Raw genomic sequence first — 15,000 nt, 5'->3', positions numbered from 1 at the left:
TTCACGTGATATAATGGCTTGGGAGTGTGAGAATCGTGAATGTAGATCAAGTTAAAGCAAATAAAGGGAAGAAAAAAAGAAACCGTTTAATCTTTCGTACAATTGTATTGGTTATTTTACTAACCGCGGTAGTTTATGCATTAGTCTCTACTGTTAACAAAGATGTGACAAAAGTAGATGTTGGTTCAAAAGCGCCGGATTTTACACTTGAACAGGTCAACAAAAATAATGAACTGAAGACAGTCAAATTGAGCGATCTAAAAGGTAAAGGTGTTATGCTTAATTTTTGGGCTACTTATTGTAAACCGTGTGAAGCTGAAATGCCTTACATGGAAAAGCTGTATCCTGAATACAAAGAAAAAGGGGTGGAGATTGTTGCAGTAAGTTTAGATGCAACTGAGTTGGTTATCGATCGATTCGTTGATCAATACGATTTAACATTTCCAATTCCACATGATAAAAATGGACAAGTAATGGATGCGTATGGTGTGGGCCCAATACCTAGTACTTTTTTTATTAATCCTGAGGGTGAAGTGGTGGAAATTGTTGTAGGTGCTTTAACGCTTGACAGGCTAGAGGGATATTTAAAACAAATTCAGCCCAAATAAATTTGAACAACAAACTGTGAGGGATACAGATGAATAAAATCAAATGTGAGTGTGGGCACGTAAATCCTGAAGGAACGGTCCTTTGTGAAGCATGTGGAAAGCCAATTGAGGGAAACCAATATATTGACGGTAACGATAAAACAAAACTGTTAAACATGCGATACGATGGAAGCGCACGTCGTTCACAAACATATAAAAAATCAATTGTAGATAAAACGTGGAACTTTTTTTCTTCAGTGAAAGTAGGGGTATGGCTAATTGTTCTAGCGTTAATTGCTTCTGCACTCGGAACAATTTTTCCGCAAGAACAGTATATCCCAGCAAATGCAGTTTCTAGGGATCCAGCAGTTTTCTATGAAGCTACATACGGTATTTTTGGTCAGATATATTACCAGCTTGGTTTCTATCATTTATATAGTTCATGGTGGTATATGCTAGTAATAGCACTTATCGGTATTTCACTAGTAATCTGCAGTATTGATCGTTTTGTGCCATTATACAAGGCTTTAAAGACACAAAAAGCGAAAAGGCATGAGACATTCTTAAATCGTCAGCGGCTGTATAGTGAGTCAGATAATATTACAGATGATGAAAAGCAGCAAATTGTCGAATCTCTAAAGAAACAACGTTATAAAGTACGTGATGAAAAAGGACATATTCTAGCGGAAAAAGGACGGTTTTCCAGATGGGGTCCGTATGTAAATCATATTGGATTAATTATTGTTATGATTGCAGCTATTTTACGTATGACAACCCCTATGTACATCGATGAGTACATGTGGATTCGAGAAGGGGAACAGCAAGTTATTCCAGGAACCCATGGTGAATACTATGCCAAAAATGAAAATTTTATACTAGAAACATATGACCAGGATAACGAGCGTTTTAAAGAAGCAATGAAAAAAGAAGGTGTCGTAGCTAAAAACTTTGAAACAGAGTTAACTATTTACAAGGAAAGTTCTGATTCAGTAGTAGGCGCAGCACCTAAACTTGAAAAGGTAATGGAAGGCAGTACCAAGTTGAATGAACCAATAAAATTTTCGGGTTATACATTGTATCAGGCAGGATATCAAAAGAATGAGTTTACAAGCATAACATTTAAGTTACATGAAACAGATGACCTGGATGAAAAAGCTATGGGCTCATTTACAATTGATCTTACCAAGCCAAAATCAGAATACTCTTTAGAAAATGGTTTTCGTGTAGAAATCGATCAATACTATCCTGAATATTATTTAGATGATGGAGAACCTAGATCACAGTCAAAATACCCAAGAAATCCAGCATTTGTATTTTTTGTTTACCCACCAAATAGTGATAAACCAGAAGTTAGTTTTGTAGGTATTCGGAAAAATATTGATGCAACAGGAGAAAATGAATATAAATTGGGATTACAGGATTTTGAAATGCGGGATGTTAGTGGAATAACTGTTCGAAGAGATTATACGCTGCCATTATTTGTTATTGGGGCCTTAATCTTTATGATTGGTGTTATTCAGGGAATGTATTGGCATCATAGAAGAATTTGGATACATCCAAAAAAAGGAAAGCTTTTATTAGCTGCACATACGAACAAAAATTGGCATGGTATAAAAAGTGACATTGAAAAGTCTATAACAAATACAAACGTTAAAATGGTCATCGACCAACAAGAGTTATCTGATTAGCCGTAAGAGGAGGATTTTATGGATACATTAATTGATATAAGCAGTACAATGTTACTTGCAGCATTTATCTTGTATCTGCTTGCCACATTTTTCTTTGGAGCAACTATACGCGATAAGCGTAGTGAATCTAAAAATAGCAAAGCTGGTACAATTGGTATCACCATAACAATTATTGGATTTTTATCACAAATTGTATATTTTATTACGAGATGGATTGCCAGTGGACATGCTCCAGTAAGTAATTTATTTGAATTTGTTACATTCTTTGGTATGGCAATAGTATTTGCATTTATCATCTTATATTTCATCTATAAGGTGAGCGTCTTGGGATTGTTTGCTTTACCTATTGCAATAATCGTCATTGCGTATGCAAGCATGTTTCCAACTGAAATTGCACCATTGGTACCATCACTGCAAAGCTACTGGTTATATATTCATGTAACAACAGTATCACTAGGAGAAGCAATATTATCAATTAGCTTTGTAACTGGATTAATTTATCTAATCCGTACGATTGATCAATCAAAGCGAAATAAGCGTACAACATGGCTTGAAATTGTATTGTTTTCATTACTTGTTTTTGTTGGTTTTAGTGTAACGAATGGAATTTTCAATGTTGCCGGGTACAGTGCGGAATTTGAATACACTGCAGCTAATAACACAGTTACGAAAACAGATTATCCTTTACCAGCAGTTGTCAGTCCTAATGAAGGGAAACTTATCACTGAGGGTGTAATGCAGCCATGGTTTGAAGCTCCTTCATGGATGCGCGGGGTTGATGCAGGCAGAAAATTAAATACGATAATCTGGTCAGTATTTGGAGGATTAATTTTATACGGTTTATTACGTCTGATTTTGCGTAAAAGAATCGCCGCTGCCATTAAACCGCTGCTGCAGAAGGCAAAGCCTGATTTATTGGATGAGATTGGTTACCGGGCTGTAGCTATCGGGTTCCCAGTGTTTACACTTGGCGGAATAATCTTTGCTTCAATATGGGCTCAGGAAGCGTGGGGCAGATTTTGGGGTTGGGACCCTAAAGAGGTCTGGGCTTTGGTTACTTGGTTTTTCTATGCAGCATTCTTACACTTACGATTGTCCAGAGGATGGCATGGTGAAAAATCAGCATGGCTCGCTGTTGGAGGATTTGCAATTATCATGTTCAACTTGGTCGCGGTTAACTTGGTTCTTGCTGGATTACATTCGTACGCATAAAAACAGTTTTAAACAAGGCATTATATTTTAAAAAATGATAATGCCTTGTTTTTTTCACTATTAACGAGGTTTTTTTAACTGTAGATTCTTAGAGGAGGGTGTCAGATGGAGGAACAGACTAAAGTGTTAGTAGTAGATGACGAAGATAGAATTCGTCATTTAATTAAAATGTATTTGGAGCGAGAAGATTTTGTTGTCGAAGAAACAGATAACGGAACAGAAGCATTAGAATTAGCCCTGGAGAATGATTATGATGTAATTTTATTAGATATTATGATGCCGGGTATGGATGGAATAGAAGTGTGTCAGGAACTACGAAAAGAAAAGCAGACACCTGTAATTATGTTGACCGCAAAAGGTGAAGAAGCCAATCGCGTGCAGGGTTTTGAAGTAGGGACAGATGATTATATTGTCAAACCATTTAGTCCTAGAGAAGTTGTTCTGCGTGTAAAAGCTATACTTAGAAGATCCTCAAATACTAGTTTTAAGGATAAAGAAGGCGTGCCTAAAGATATGCTTGTATTTCCACATTTATCTATTAACCACGATGCACATCGTGTACTGGCGGATGATAAAGAAGTTAATTTAACACCGAAAGAGTATGAACTATTATGTTTTCTTGCAAAAGCACCTGACAAAGTATTTAATCGGGAGCACTTGCTTAAAGAAGTTTGGCAGTATGAATTCTTTGGTGATTTACGTACAGTTGATACACATGTCAAAAGGTTAAGAGAAAAACTAAATAATGTATCTAGCGAGGCATCAAAAATGATAGTAACCGTATGGGGCGTTGGATATAAGTTTGAAGTGGATGATGTGTAATGTTTTGGCGTAGTGTAGTGGGGAAACTAGCAGTGACTATTTTATTGCTAGTTTCTTTTGTACTATTTATTCTTACCATTTTTTTGTTAGAGTTTTTTGAAAACTTCCATATTGAAGAGGCGGAGGAAGATCTCCTGCAAACGGCAACAAAAGTTTCAATTATGGTCAACCAATACCATAGTGAAGATCTGATTCACGAAACAACAGATCGAGTAAAGGATGCTTCTAGTCGAGTTGCTATCATTTATAATGATGGAGAGGTATGGGTGTCTGGCAGCAACAATGAGGATTTGCCTGCTTTTAAGCTGGACTGGGTTGACAGTGATGAAAATTTGTCTCAAGTTATAGCAAGTGATCAAAGGGTGAAAAAACAAATAACTGTCCCCGATAGTAATAGTAAAATTATGATAGTTGGTACCCCTGTTGATAATGGTAATGGAGCGGTATATGTGTATCAATCGTTAGATGTGATTGATCAGACAAAAGCCGAAACTACTAAAATAATATTTCTTGCAGCTGGAATAGCAATTATTTTAACCACAGTTTTTGCTTTTTTCCTTTCAACCAGGATTACATCACCTTTAATAAAGATGCGTGAAGCTGCATTTGATCTAACTAGGGGTGAATTTAATACAAAGGTGCCAATACTCACACATGATGAAATTGGTGAGTTAGCAATGGCATTTAACAGGATGGGCCGACAGTTGAAATTTCACATAAATGCATTACGACAGGAAAAGGAACAGTTAGCCAGTATTGTCAGTTCTATGGCTGATGGGGTGATAACACTTAATCGAAATGGAGATATGATTGTTACTAACCCGCCAGCAAAACAATTTCTTGAAGGCTGGCATTTTGAGTACCAGGAACAAGTAAAAGAGTCACAGAATCAGCTGCCTGAAGAATTAAATATGATTTTAAAAAGTGTCATTAAAGATGAGGATCCCGCTATTCACGAAATTAGCCTGCAGGGGAGGAACTGGGTTATGATTATGACTCCTCTGTATGACCAGACATATGTACGCGGAGCAGTGGCTGTTATCCGGGATATGACTGAAGAAAGACGTTTAGATAAGCTTCGCAAGGATTTTATCGCAAATGTATCTCATGAATTAAGGACACCTATTTCCATGTTGCAGGGATATAGTGAAGCGATTGTTGACGATATAGCAGAGTCTAAAGAAGATAAAAATGAACTTGCGAAAATAATACATGAAGAATCATTACGAATGGGTCGGTTGGTTAATGAATTATTGGATCTGGCCAGAATGGAAGCTGGGCACATCCAGCTAAATATTGAAAAAGTTGATGTTTATCCATACATGAAGCGAATAATTAAAAAGTTCAAGGGAGTATCATTGGATAGAAAAATAGACTTGAGTTTAGAAACAACTATTACTGATTCGTTTATTTATATTGATTTAGATCGGATGGAACAAGTTTTTACAAACCTTATTGATAATGCAATCAGGCATACAAACGAAGGTGGTTTTGTTAAGGTCTCTGTAGAAGTGAAAGACGAAGCGTTATATGTATCAGTTGAAGATAGCGGTAGTGGTATCCCAGAAGAGGACATACCATTTGTTTTCGAACGCTTTTACAAGGCTGATAAGTCTAGAAAAAGAAATAGAAAACAGAAAGGAACTGGACTCGGGCTGTCTATAGCGAAAAATATCATAGAAGCTCATGAGGGAACAATTACTGTTAAAAGCAAACTTGATATTGGGACGGCATTTACCTTTAACATCCCTCAAATAAAATAATAATTGCTTAATGACCGATAGTTTGATAGGATTAAAAATGTACAATAATTGAATACAAATAGTGAAAATGGTGCTTGTGCTTAATAGGGAATCTAGTGTAAAGCTAGAACTGTCCTCGCAACTGTAAGTGATGTACGAAATAAGTGAAACCACTGTATGGAAAACATATGGGAAGGGCTTAAAGTAGGGTGATATCACAAGTCAGTAGACCTGCCTTTTTCTAATGTTTCAATGCTTCGAGGATAAAAGCGATTGAGATAACCGAATAGTGCCATGGATGTTTATGTAATGTTCGATTGTCTTATTAAGCTAACTCTTTTCGAAGAGTTAGCTTTTTTGGTAGTAAAAAAAGGATAAAACTTTCTTTCTACAAGTGCAACTAAGGCTTTCACCATTAAAGCTTGGCGTTAAGCCAAGTTTTCTAAATTCTATCATCTATGGATTTCCGGATTATCTAACGTCTTAATCTTCACAAATAAACTATTGGGGGTTTAAGAAGATGGGGAATTATAAGTTATTTCTAGTTTCATTGGTAATGGTAATCGGTTTATTAGGTGGATGTAACCAGGAATCTGGTGGAGAACAGTCAAGTCCATCCAATGAACAATCGCAAACGAGCGAAAGCAATACATCTGATAATGAACAAAAAGAAGAAATAGTTACAATTTCCATTACAAAGAAAAAAGGTGAAGAAACGGTTACCGAAAAAGAAATTGCTATAGAAGAAGGAGCCATTCTTTACGATGTTATGAAGGAAAATTTTGAAATTGAAGATGATGCTGGATACATCACGTCCATAGAAGGAATTAAGGCTAACGAAAGTGAACAAATGGCGTGGATGTTTACTGTAAATGGTGAAATGGCAAGCGTAGGAGCTAAGGAGCTTGAATTATCACTTGGCGATACCGTTAACTTTGATCTGCAATCTTGGGAATGACTATGAATGAATACGTATAAATTAACCTTATTAGCGTTGTTGGCCGCTCTGGCTGTAGTTGGTAGGTTTGCATTTACCTTTATTCCCAATGTTCAGCCCGTAACAGCAATCATTATTATATGTGGTTTGTTTTTAGGTCCTTTAGCAGCGATGACGCTAGCAGTATTGACTACGTTTCTAACAAATATGATTTTGGGTATGGGGATATGGACTGTATGGCAAATTGTTGCATGGTCTTTAATAGGATTGTTTAGTGGGATAATTGGCAGGTACAGAAAAAAACATTCAATTATTTCACTGACTATATTCGCTGTATTTTGTGGTTATTTGTATGGATTAGTTCTTTCATTAACCACCTATACCATTGCAGGCGAATTTCTTCCCTATTACTTGGCTGGCCTACCTTTTGATACAGCGCATGCAATTGGTAATGGAGTATTTATGGTTATGTTGTATCCCATTATTTCTTTCTTTTTTAAAAAATACGCAAAAGACCGATTTTATATTCATAATACCAACTAAATAAGTTGGTATTTTTTTTTGTTCCATTTTAGTATAAACTTTTAATAGAATAAAAAAATCGAATGTAATTGTGTAACATTTTGGTTCAGGTACACGACTAATTCGGTGATTGGAGAATACGATGAAAGATATTTTTGAGGGTTTATACGATAAATATCATAATGAATTGTATAAGTTTGTTTTTTATATGGTTAAAGACAAACAATTAACAGAGGATCTTGTTCAGGAGGTTTACATTAAAGTATTAAAATCCTATAAAAATTTCAGAGGTGAAAGTAGCGAGAAGACATGGTTATTTTCTATTGCCAGACATATAACAATAGATTATTTTCGTGCGCAAAAAAGAAAAAGAAACAAAGTCTATGAATTTATTGATTGGACTGAAAAAGATTCATCACTTCCAGATGAACTGCCATTGCCTGAAGAAATAGCAATTCAAAATGAAGAAATACAACATATTTATAGGTCGATGGATAAATGTACACCTGATCAAAAAAGTGTTTTGATATTACGCTATATACAATCATTCTCTATAAATGAAACAGCAGAGATATTAGGATTTAGCCAAAGCAAAGTAAAAACCACACAACATAGAGGTTTAAAGGTATTAAGAGACAGCAGTAAATCTAAAGGAGGGGATGCGTAATGGTGTCATCTGATCAACATGAAGAAAACATCAAGGAATCGTTGAAGAACATGCCAGAGATTGCTTCAAATAGTGATAAAGCAGAAATGTATCATCGCATCTCTTCCCGAGTAAATCACCCCACTAAAAAGAAGCGAAAAAAAAGGTTCGTACTAATTCCGACGGTTAGCCTCAGTTTTATACTGTTAATTTTTGTTGTAATTGCTAACTTACAGGGTCAAAGTTTTGGAGATTACTCTAGATCAGAAAATTCGTATGACAAAGCAGTTTCTCAAGAAGATGCCTTACAGAATGAAGCTAAAAGTTCAAGTGAAAGTCTACTAAAAAGAGTCGAGGAACCAACAAACTCTAATTTGGTAATAGAACAAATAAAGGATTATGAGAGGCTCGTACACGGAAACGTACAAGCGAAGAAAGGTGAGCTTTTGATCCCTTTTTCTTATGTAATACCAGTTGACCAGACAGATGTATTTTACAATGAGCAACGGAGAGTAATAGAAAAAAAGTTATCTGGAATGTTTGATTCAAACCATTTTAAAATTGATATACCATTAGGAAAATCAGGGGAGGTAATGGTTGACAGTACTGGTTATAACATCTATCAGAGCCCAATTAATACAAAAGAGTTTTTACTGCCGGTTTCTTTAGGGCAGAATAGTAATTTTAAAGATGCACTTGAAAAAATGAAAAAAACGAATGACAGGCCCAACGTCGTCCCAGCGATACCAGATAATGTATCTTTTTCATTAACCCAACTAGAAGATAATGTAATTCAGTTGGAATTAACTTCAAATGCTGAATTTATAGACAATGCTCAGTACAAAAAAATGATTCAAGCGATTTTAATGTCAGCCAAAAGCTTTGGTTACGATGCAGTGAAATTTACAAACACTACTATCAATCAAATCGGTCCATATCAATTAAATAACCCGATAAATGTACCGCTTGCAGTTAATCCGATAGATCTGCAACGTTAATGTTCAAGAATTCAAGTTGACTTTCAAACAGACACAAACTAGTATAAAGTTAATTATAAATAATAGGAATGATGCGAAAATGGATAGAAAAGATGTTATTGATATACTTTCTGCTAAAATTAAATTAGTACGGGTTGAGTTTGATTATACCCAAGAACAGATGGCCAGAATCCTGGGTATTTCTAAAAAAACACTTGTACAAATTGAAAAAAGCCGTCTAAAGGCAAATTGGACAATAATCGTTGCATTATGCGCTCTATTTCGCAGTAGCGAAATCATCCAAAGCGTAATTGGTGAAGATGTGATTGAATGTATGGAAGAACTGGCACATTAGCTGGAGAAAACTATCGCGAAGCCTTACGGAGAAAGTCCTAGTTGCATTTTTGCAGAAAATTTTTTAAAACTAAAAAAATCTGGTCCTAATAGGTAGGACCAGATTTGTATTATTCGTCTTCAAACTTTAGTGGATTACCGTCAAATTTCTTGTCAGAAATTTTAATTGAATCTGTTGGGCAACCTTCAAAAGCATCTATCATATCTTCTTCAAGAATTTCAGGTACTTCACCTGTTCCTGTGTTTTCATCTATTACTACATGCGCTATACCTTCGTCATCATAATCATATATATCAGGTGCTGCTGCACCACATGCGCCGCATGCAATACACGTTTCCTTATCCACAATCGTATATTTTGCCAAGAATAAAACCTCCATCATGAAAAAAACTTTCATATATCTTCTATTGTAAAACGTTAGCAGGAACAATTCAATGAAATAAGCTATTATTAGTCACACTTTAATTTTTCTAAGGGGTCATAACATGCTAACAGAGGGAATAATATTAAAATGCAGTCAGCATTTTGATCAAAATAGAACGAGTTCAGCAATTTACCATTTAATTAAAGGGAAAAAGTCGATTCAAACAGTACAAGATGCGCATAGCTATCATTTAACAGATTTTTACGGGATCAATCGCTCCCTGCGAAAGTCAGAATTTGATACAATAATAAATAAAATGGTTTCTGATAATCTGTTACAGAAGAATGAATTGATGTGTTGTTCAATTACTGAAAAAGGAAATAACTGGTTAGAGCGAAACAAGATGGTACGTTTGGATAAATTTAATGGTTTACAGTTTCATAATATCTCGTCTATTTTTTATGAAAGAATGATTATGCTCATACAAACATTATCGAATAGTTTACATAATCATTATTCATTTATCCCGGTTAGTGATAAACCACAAATTTTGGAGTGGGTTAAACGTGTTTTTAATCAAGTAAAACATGATAAAGCGTCCTATTCAATTCAAATTTATAATGAATTACTTAGACTGTTAAGTGATTATTCAGTCGAAGAGGCTACTATATACGTTGATCGTTTATCAGGTTACAAGCATTATGGTAGAAGTAAGGATCAGCTAGCCCAAGGATATCATAAGGATAAGATAGAAATTTCGTTTATTATAGAGAGAATCAATCATGTAATATTGGACAAAGTTTATAATGAACCCCATTCCTTTCCAACCATTAGCAGTATTGTTAGTGATCTTCAGAGTAGGCAGTTTATTACGAATTCTGCTAGCAAAACCTATGAGTTATTTCAAAAAGGTTATTCAATTAATGAAATTAGTCATATGAGGAAGTTAAAGGAAAACACCATCTTTGACCATATTGTTGAAGTAGCGCTTTTTAGTTCTACATTTCCAATTACGAGTTTTGTAACTGAACAGCAACAACAGCAAATAGCAAATGCAGTAAAGAAAAAAAATACCTTTAAATTAAAAGATATTAAACAAATGGTTGAACAGGATATTAGTTATTTTCAAATTCGACTTGTACTGGCAAGTATAGAGCAGGTAGGTGATTAGGTTGAACAATGTATTAAATTCCAAATTAGCCTTAGAAAATGATTTACATAAATATTTTGGATACAAAACATTTCGAACAGGTCAATTAGAAATTATTAGCGACGTGATGAGGGGGGAGGATGTATTTGGAATCCTTCCAACAGGGATGGGTAAATCAATTTGTTATCAGTTGCCAGCTCAATTATTAGAAGGAAGTACAATAGTTATTTCCCCGCTAATTTCTTTGATGATTGATCAAGTTAAACAGCTTAAAGCTTCTAATTTTAAAGAGGTAGTAGCTCTTAATAGTTTTATCGAACCTCGGGAAAGAAAAAAGGTTTATCAACATTTGGACAAATATAAATTAATTTATGTTTCGCCCGAATTAATCCAGCAGGATGAACTGCTTAACTACCTAAAACAGTTAAAAGTCAGTTTGCTGGTAATTGACGAAGCACACTGTATATCACAATGGGGGCATGACTTCCGACCGGACTACTTAAAAATAAGTGAGACTGTTTCTGAACTAAACAGTCCTCCAATATTAGCTTTGAGTGCAACAGCCACCAAAGAAATTCAACAGGATATAAAAGCAATCCTAAGAAGACCATCAATGATAAGTCATGTTTATCCAATGGATCGAGAGAATATTGTATTTTCTATTGAAAAGGCAGAAAATGATAAAGACAAAAATGAAAAGATTAATCGTTTATTTAATCACCTGCGTGTTCCAACTATTATTTATTTTTCTAGTAGAGCTGCAACAGAACAACTATCAGCTTTTTTACAAAACAACCATCCGACCTTACGCGTTGCTTATTACCATGGTGGAATGGAAACAATAGATCGCATTTCTGTACAACAGCAATTTATGAATGGACAACTGGATGTCATATGCTGTACGAGTGCTTTCGGAATGGGGATAAATAAACAGGATATAAGGTTAATTATTCACTATCACTTTCCACTGCAACTGGAATCTTTTATTCAGGAAGTGGGAAGAGCGGGCCGCGATGGGAATGAAAGTGTCAGCCTATTATTGTACTCTGAACAGGATCATTATCTTCCATATAAATTAATTAAAAGAGAACTACCACAAACAGACGAACTGAAAATCGTTTTCAGGAAGCTATATGACAGATATAATAAGAATGAACCAATACCACAAAATATCGAGCAGATAGAAAAAACTTTTCAAATTACTGAAATTCAATGGAGATTTTTGCACTACCATTTTGAAAACCATGGTATGATAAAAGGAAAACAAATTTTGTACGAGTTAGACAGGTGGAAATACGCATTTGAAGCCATTGATAAATTCGTTAATGTGCGGCTTACTATTAAAGAAAAAAAGTTACGTGAAATGATAGCTTGGGTTGAAACAGACACATGCTTACGCGAAGAACTTTATAGGGGTTTTCAACCAAATTATACAACCCCTTTACAATCATGCTGCAGTAATTGCGGCTTTAATCTATCAAACTGGCAAACTGACCAACAGGTAGAAGAAAAAAGTAATCAAAATTGGGAAGAGAAGTTACGGTACTTACTACTGTTAAAAGAAAATAAATCGAGCTGAAATACTACTTCCTGAATTATGGAACGAGTCGGGGGGCAGGAATGCGTAAACAAAGTGATATTATTAAACAATTATCTGATCATGACCTTAAGTTTCAACTGATTGTGTCACAATCATTACTAATATGTCTGAGTATAACGTTAAGTTACTTTCTATTCGAATCGTTCCTGGATTGGCACTATTATTTTGAACTTTCTTATTACGATTTCTTCTACTATGGAGTACTACCTGGGTTAATTATTGTAGCAATAGATTTGTGCTTGACTTTATTACCTGCCCGATTTTATGACGATGGTGGGATCAATCAAAGAATTTTTCGGAATCGCTCAGTCCTGGAAATTTTTGTTTTGGTGCTTCTAATTGCTATTGCAGAGGAATTATTGTTTCGAGGAGTCATTCAGACTACATTTGGTTATATACTTGCAAGCACGTTATTTGCCCTCATTCATTTCCGATATTTACAAAAACCTGTTCTGTTCCTATCCATTCTGCTTGTCAGCTTTTATATCGGATACATATTTCTGCTTACCGAAAACTTATTTGTAACAATTATTATTCATTTTGTTGTTGATTTTGTTTTAGGTTTAACAATTCGGTTTCAAAAAAGAGGTGTAATTGATGGTTGAAAACAATAGTGAATATAATGATCAAGCTAATGAGCTTAGAAAGTTAATTAATGAGGTCCAGGATAATAAATCTAGTGAAACACCAAAAGAAGACAACGCTACTGTGTCTGGTAATTTAACTTATGATTTGGAAAGTACATCATTTGAAGAAAATGAAAACAGTCGTACAGCTGATATTTTAAATCTTCCACCGAGAAAGGAAATTCACAGTAACCAAAACCATTCTATTAAATTGAAGGTTAGTCGCCCACTTTTGCGAATCAGTGCTGTAATTTTAACCTTGGTAATTGTACTGCTCGGTGTATATTATGTATGGGGGAATGATTTAATCAAGTTGCCATCCAGATTTTAAGTGTCACCTTTTCTGGTGACACTTAAAATCTGTATAGTTAAGCACACATTAGAATATTTTCTTCCTATCCCTTTCCTCTTTCAGTATTTCTACGGCTTCCCGAAAACGCATAGAATGAACTATTTCACGCTCGCGCAAATAACTAAGACTATCGTTCAACTGTGGATCATCACTCAAATTAATAATCCATTGATAGGTAGCCCGAGCCTTCTCCTCAGCAGCAATGTCTTCATACAAATCAGCAATTGGATCGCCTTTAGCTTGTATATATGAGGCCGTCCAAGGCACTCCGGCTGCATTGTGATAAAATAATGCTTTATCGTGGTTAACGTAATGAGCAGCAAGATCTGCTTCCTCTATTTGTTCCGGCGTGGCATCTTTCATAAGTTTATAAATCATAGTTGCAATCATTTCGAGATGTGCAAATTCCTCCGTACCTATATCCGTTAACATACCTACAACTTTATCCGGTATCGTGTAACGCTGATTTAAATAACGTAAGGCAGCAGAAAGCTCGCCATCAGCCCCACCGTATTGTTCAATTAAATACTTTGCCAATCGAGGATTACATTCACTTACCTTTACAGGATATTCTAATTTCTTCTCATAATACCACACTGATGTAGTTCCCTCCTGTTCGTTGGGTATATAATTTTACTGGTTGATTAAACCTGCCAGGGCCACGGAGTATTATCCCAATCCCAAGGATAGTTGGAATAACTTCTTCCAAAGTGCATAAGTGGTCCAAATTTCTTTTCAAATACATTTTTTAATTGTTTGCTTTTTTTAACGTTTAAGTTGTATTGTTCTATTGCATCGTAATCATGGTTATGGGAATCTAGATAGAGATTGAGTTCAACTAAAACAAAATCAACTTCTTGAATTTCTTCTAATAACTTGTAGTATTCAGGGGGCATCGTTTTATTCACTGTCATCACCTCTCCAAGGCTTCAATATTGGGTCTGGATCTGGCCATGGGCTATACAAAGCAGGCCACAGGGTCCCATGTAATAAAGCTGCTTCTGGAGAAAACTGTGGTAATTCAGGCGGTTGAAAATTAATATACAGTTGTGGTGGGGTGGTATAGTTTTTCACTCTAATTGGCGGACATGGATCATAAGGGCTGATATATGGCTCCCAGTACTTAAATAGTGTAAACATATAAATCTCCCTTCTTTGTGTAATTCGTATCTATTCATATGTATGAAGTGATAATTCGTCCTATTCGGTAGGTAACATCAAATTATTATTAAATTTAATTAGAGAGGAAAAATGTTATATGGTGTATCTGCTTTCTATATTATTTCTTGGCTTAATGTTAGTTATTTATATGGTATACTTGGCTCATCATGATACAATAAATTATCAAACTGTTGAAAGTGAAAAGACGCCGTCTGGTTTTCAGATTTTTTTTATATCTGACATACATCGCAGAAGGGTA

General features: G+C 35.2%; 18 protein-coding genes and 1 riboswitch. Of the genes, 14 read left to right on the top strand and 4 right to left on the bottom strand.

Going from position 1 to position 15,000, the window contains the following annotated elements:
• Positions 1-35 precede the first annotated feature (35 nt).
• The 10 genes from resA to ACOI1D_RS03810 all read left to right on the top strand — a co-directional run bounded on the left by resA (position 36) and on the right by ACOI1D_RS03810 (position 9,488).
• Positions 36-608, top strand: coding sequence for a thiol-disulfide oxidoreductase ResA (resA, locus tag ACOI1D_RS03855; RefSeq protein ID WP_422499349.1), 573 nt, complete (start codon positions 36-38; stop codon positions 606-608).
• Between the two features lie 29 nt (positions 609-637).
• Positions 638-2,275, top strand: a complete 1,638-nt coding sequence (gene resB, locus ACOI1D_RS03850) for a cytochrome c biogenesis protein ResB (RefSeq protein ID WP_422499347.1) — start codon at positions 638-640, stop codon at positions 2,273-2,275.
• 18 nt (positions 2,276-2,293) lie between these two features.
• A complete protein-coding gene (gene ccsB / locus ACOI1D_RS03845; RefSeq protein ID WP_422499345.1) occupies positions 2,294-3,487 on the top strand; it encodes a c-type cytochrome biogenesis protein CcsB in 1,194 nt (397 codons plus the stop codon).
• A 105-nt stretch (positions 3,488-3,592) separates the two neighbouring features.
• Complete coding sequence (locus ACOI1D_RS03840) at positions 3,593-4,309, top strand: response regulator transcription factor (protein ID WP_422499343.1); 717 nt, start codon at positions 3,593-3,595, stop codon at positions 4,307-4,309.
• Positions 4,309-6,072, top strand: coding sequence for an ATP-binding protein (locus ACOI1D_RS03835; protein WP_422499342.1), 1,764 nt, complete (start codon positions 4,309-4,311; stop codon positions 6,070-6,072). Before ACOI1D_RS03840 ends, ACOI1D_RS03835 begins: the two co-directional genes overlap by 1 nt.
• A 51-nt stretch (positions 6,073-6,123) precedes the next feature.
• Positions 6,124-6,304, top strand: a riboswitch (cobalamin riboswitch).
• A 267-nt stretch (positions 6,305-6,571) separates the two neighbouring features.
• A complete protein-coding gene (locus ACOI1D_RS03830) occupies positions 6,572-7,009 on the top strand; it encodes a DUF4430 domain-containing protein (RefSeq protein ID WP_422499341.1) in 438 nt (145 codons plus the stop codon).
• 6 nt (positions 7,010-7,015) lie between these two features.
• Positions 7,016-7,531, top strand: coding sequence for an ECF transporter S component (locus ACOI1D_RS03825; RefSeq protein WP_422499340.1), 516 nt, complete (start codon positions 7,016-7,018; stop codon positions 7,529-7,531).
• A gap of 121 nt (positions 7,532-7,652) precedes the next feature.
• Positions 7,653-8,177: an RNA polymerase sigma factor SigX gene (locus ACOI1D_RS03820; RefSeq protein WP_422499339.1), complete on the top strand. Its 525-nt coding sequence runs from the start codon at positions 7,653-7,655 to the stop codon at positions 8,175-8,177.
• The gene (locus ACOI1D_RS03815) at positions 8,177-9,154 is read left to right on the top strand and encodes a hypothetical protein (RefSeq protein ID WP_422499338.1); all 978 of its coding nucleotides are present in this window, start codon (positions 8,177-8,179) and stop codon (positions 9,152-9,154) included. Before ACOI1D_RS03820 ends, ACOI1D_RS03815 begins: the two co-directional genes overlap by 1 nt.
• A 79-nt stretch (positions 9,155-9,233) precedes the next feature.
• Positions 9,234-9,488 carry a helix-turn-helix transcriptional regulator gene (locus ACOI1D_RS03810; protein WP_422499337.1) on the top strand — a complete coding sequence of 85 codons (255 nt, stop codon included), beginning with the start codon at positions 9,234-9,236 and terminating at the stop codon, positions 9,486-9,488.
• Between the two features lie 109 nt (positions 9,489-9,597).
• Here ACOI1D_RS03810 and ACOI1D_RS03805 read toward each other — a convergent pair whose 3' ends face one another.
• The gene (locus ACOI1D_RS03805; protein WP_422499335.1) at positions 9,598-9,852 is read right to left on the bottom strand and encodes a ferredoxin; all 255 of its coding nucleotides are present in this window, start codon (positions 9,850-9,852) and stop codon (positions 9,598-9,600) included.
• Positions 9,853-9,973: 121 nt separating this feature from the next.
• Between ACOI1D_RS03805 and ACOI1D_RS03800 the strand changes: the two genes are divergently transcribed.
• Genes ACOI1D_RS03800 through ACOI1D_RS03785 form a run of 4 tightly spaced genes read left to right on the top strand, consistent with a single transcriptional unit; the run spans position 9,974 to position 13,559 of the window.
• The gene (locus tag ACOI1D_RS03800; RefSeq protein ID WP_422499334.1) at positions 9,974-11,023 is read left to right on the top strand and encodes a helix-turn-helix domain-containing protein; all 1,050 of its coding nucleotides are present in this window, start codon (positions 9,974-9,976) and stop codon (positions 11,021-11,023) included.
• A gap of 1 nt (position 11,024) precedes the next feature.
• Positions 11,025-12,581, top strand: coding sequence for a RecQ family ATP-dependent DNA helicase (locus ACOI1D_RS03795; RefSeq protein WP_422499332.1), 1,557 nt, complete (start codon positions 11,025-11,027; stop codon positions 12,579-12,581).
• 41 nt (positions 12,582-12,622) lie between these two features.
• The gene (locus ACOI1D_RS03790) at positions 12,623-13,207 is read left to right on the top strand and encodes a CPBP family intramembrane glutamic endopeptidase (protein ID WP_422499330.1); all 585 of its coding nucleotides are present in this window, start codon (positions 12,623-12,625) and stop codon (positions 13,205-13,207) included.
• Positions 13,200-13,559: a hypothetical protein gene (locus tag ACOI1D_RS03785; RefSeq protein ID WP_422499328.1), complete on the top strand. Its 360-nt coding sequence runs from the start codon at positions 13,200-13,202 to the stop codon at positions 13,557-13,559. Before ACOI1D_RS03790 ends, ACOI1D_RS03785 begins: the two co-directional genes overlap by 8 nt.
• Positions 13,560-13,607: 48 nt before the next feature.
• On the opposite strand, the gene ACOI1D_RS03780 is transcribed toward ACOI1D_RS03785, so the two are convergent.
• Genes ACOI1D_RS03780 through ACOI1D_RS03770 form a run of 3 tightly spaced genes read right to left on the bottom strand, consistent with a single transcriptional unit; the run spans position 13,608 to position 14,720 of the window.
• Complete coding sequence (locus ACOI1D_RS03780; protein WP_422499326.1) at positions 13,608-14,177, bottom strand: manganese catalase family protein; 570 nt, start codon at positions 14,175-14,177, stop codon at positions 13,608-13,610.
• A gap of 47 nt (positions 14,178-14,224) precedes the next feature.
• Entirely contained in the window at positions 14,225-14,494 is a 270-nt protein-coding gene (locus ACOI1D_RS03775) for a spore coat protein CotJB (RefSeq protein WP_422499324.1), read from the bottom strand.
• Positions 14,481-14,720 (bottom strand): spore coat associated protein CotJA, encoded by a 240-nt coding sequence (locus ACOI1D_RS03770; protein WP_422499322.1) that lies wholly within the window; start codon positions 14,718-14,720, stop codon positions 14,481-14,483. The genes ACOI1D_RS03775 and ACOI1D_RS03770 overlap by 14 nt, the downstream gene beginning before the upstream one ends.
• Positions 14,721-15,000: the final 280 nt, after the last annotated feature.

Origin of the sequence: Virgibacillus sp. DJP39 (assembly GCF_049310925.1) — a bacterium.
In the GTDB taxonomy this organism is placed as follows: Bacteria; Bacillota; Bacilli; order Bacillales; family Amphibacillaceae; genus Virgibacillus_F.
This window is presented reverse-complemented; position numbering and strand designations above follow the sequence as displayed.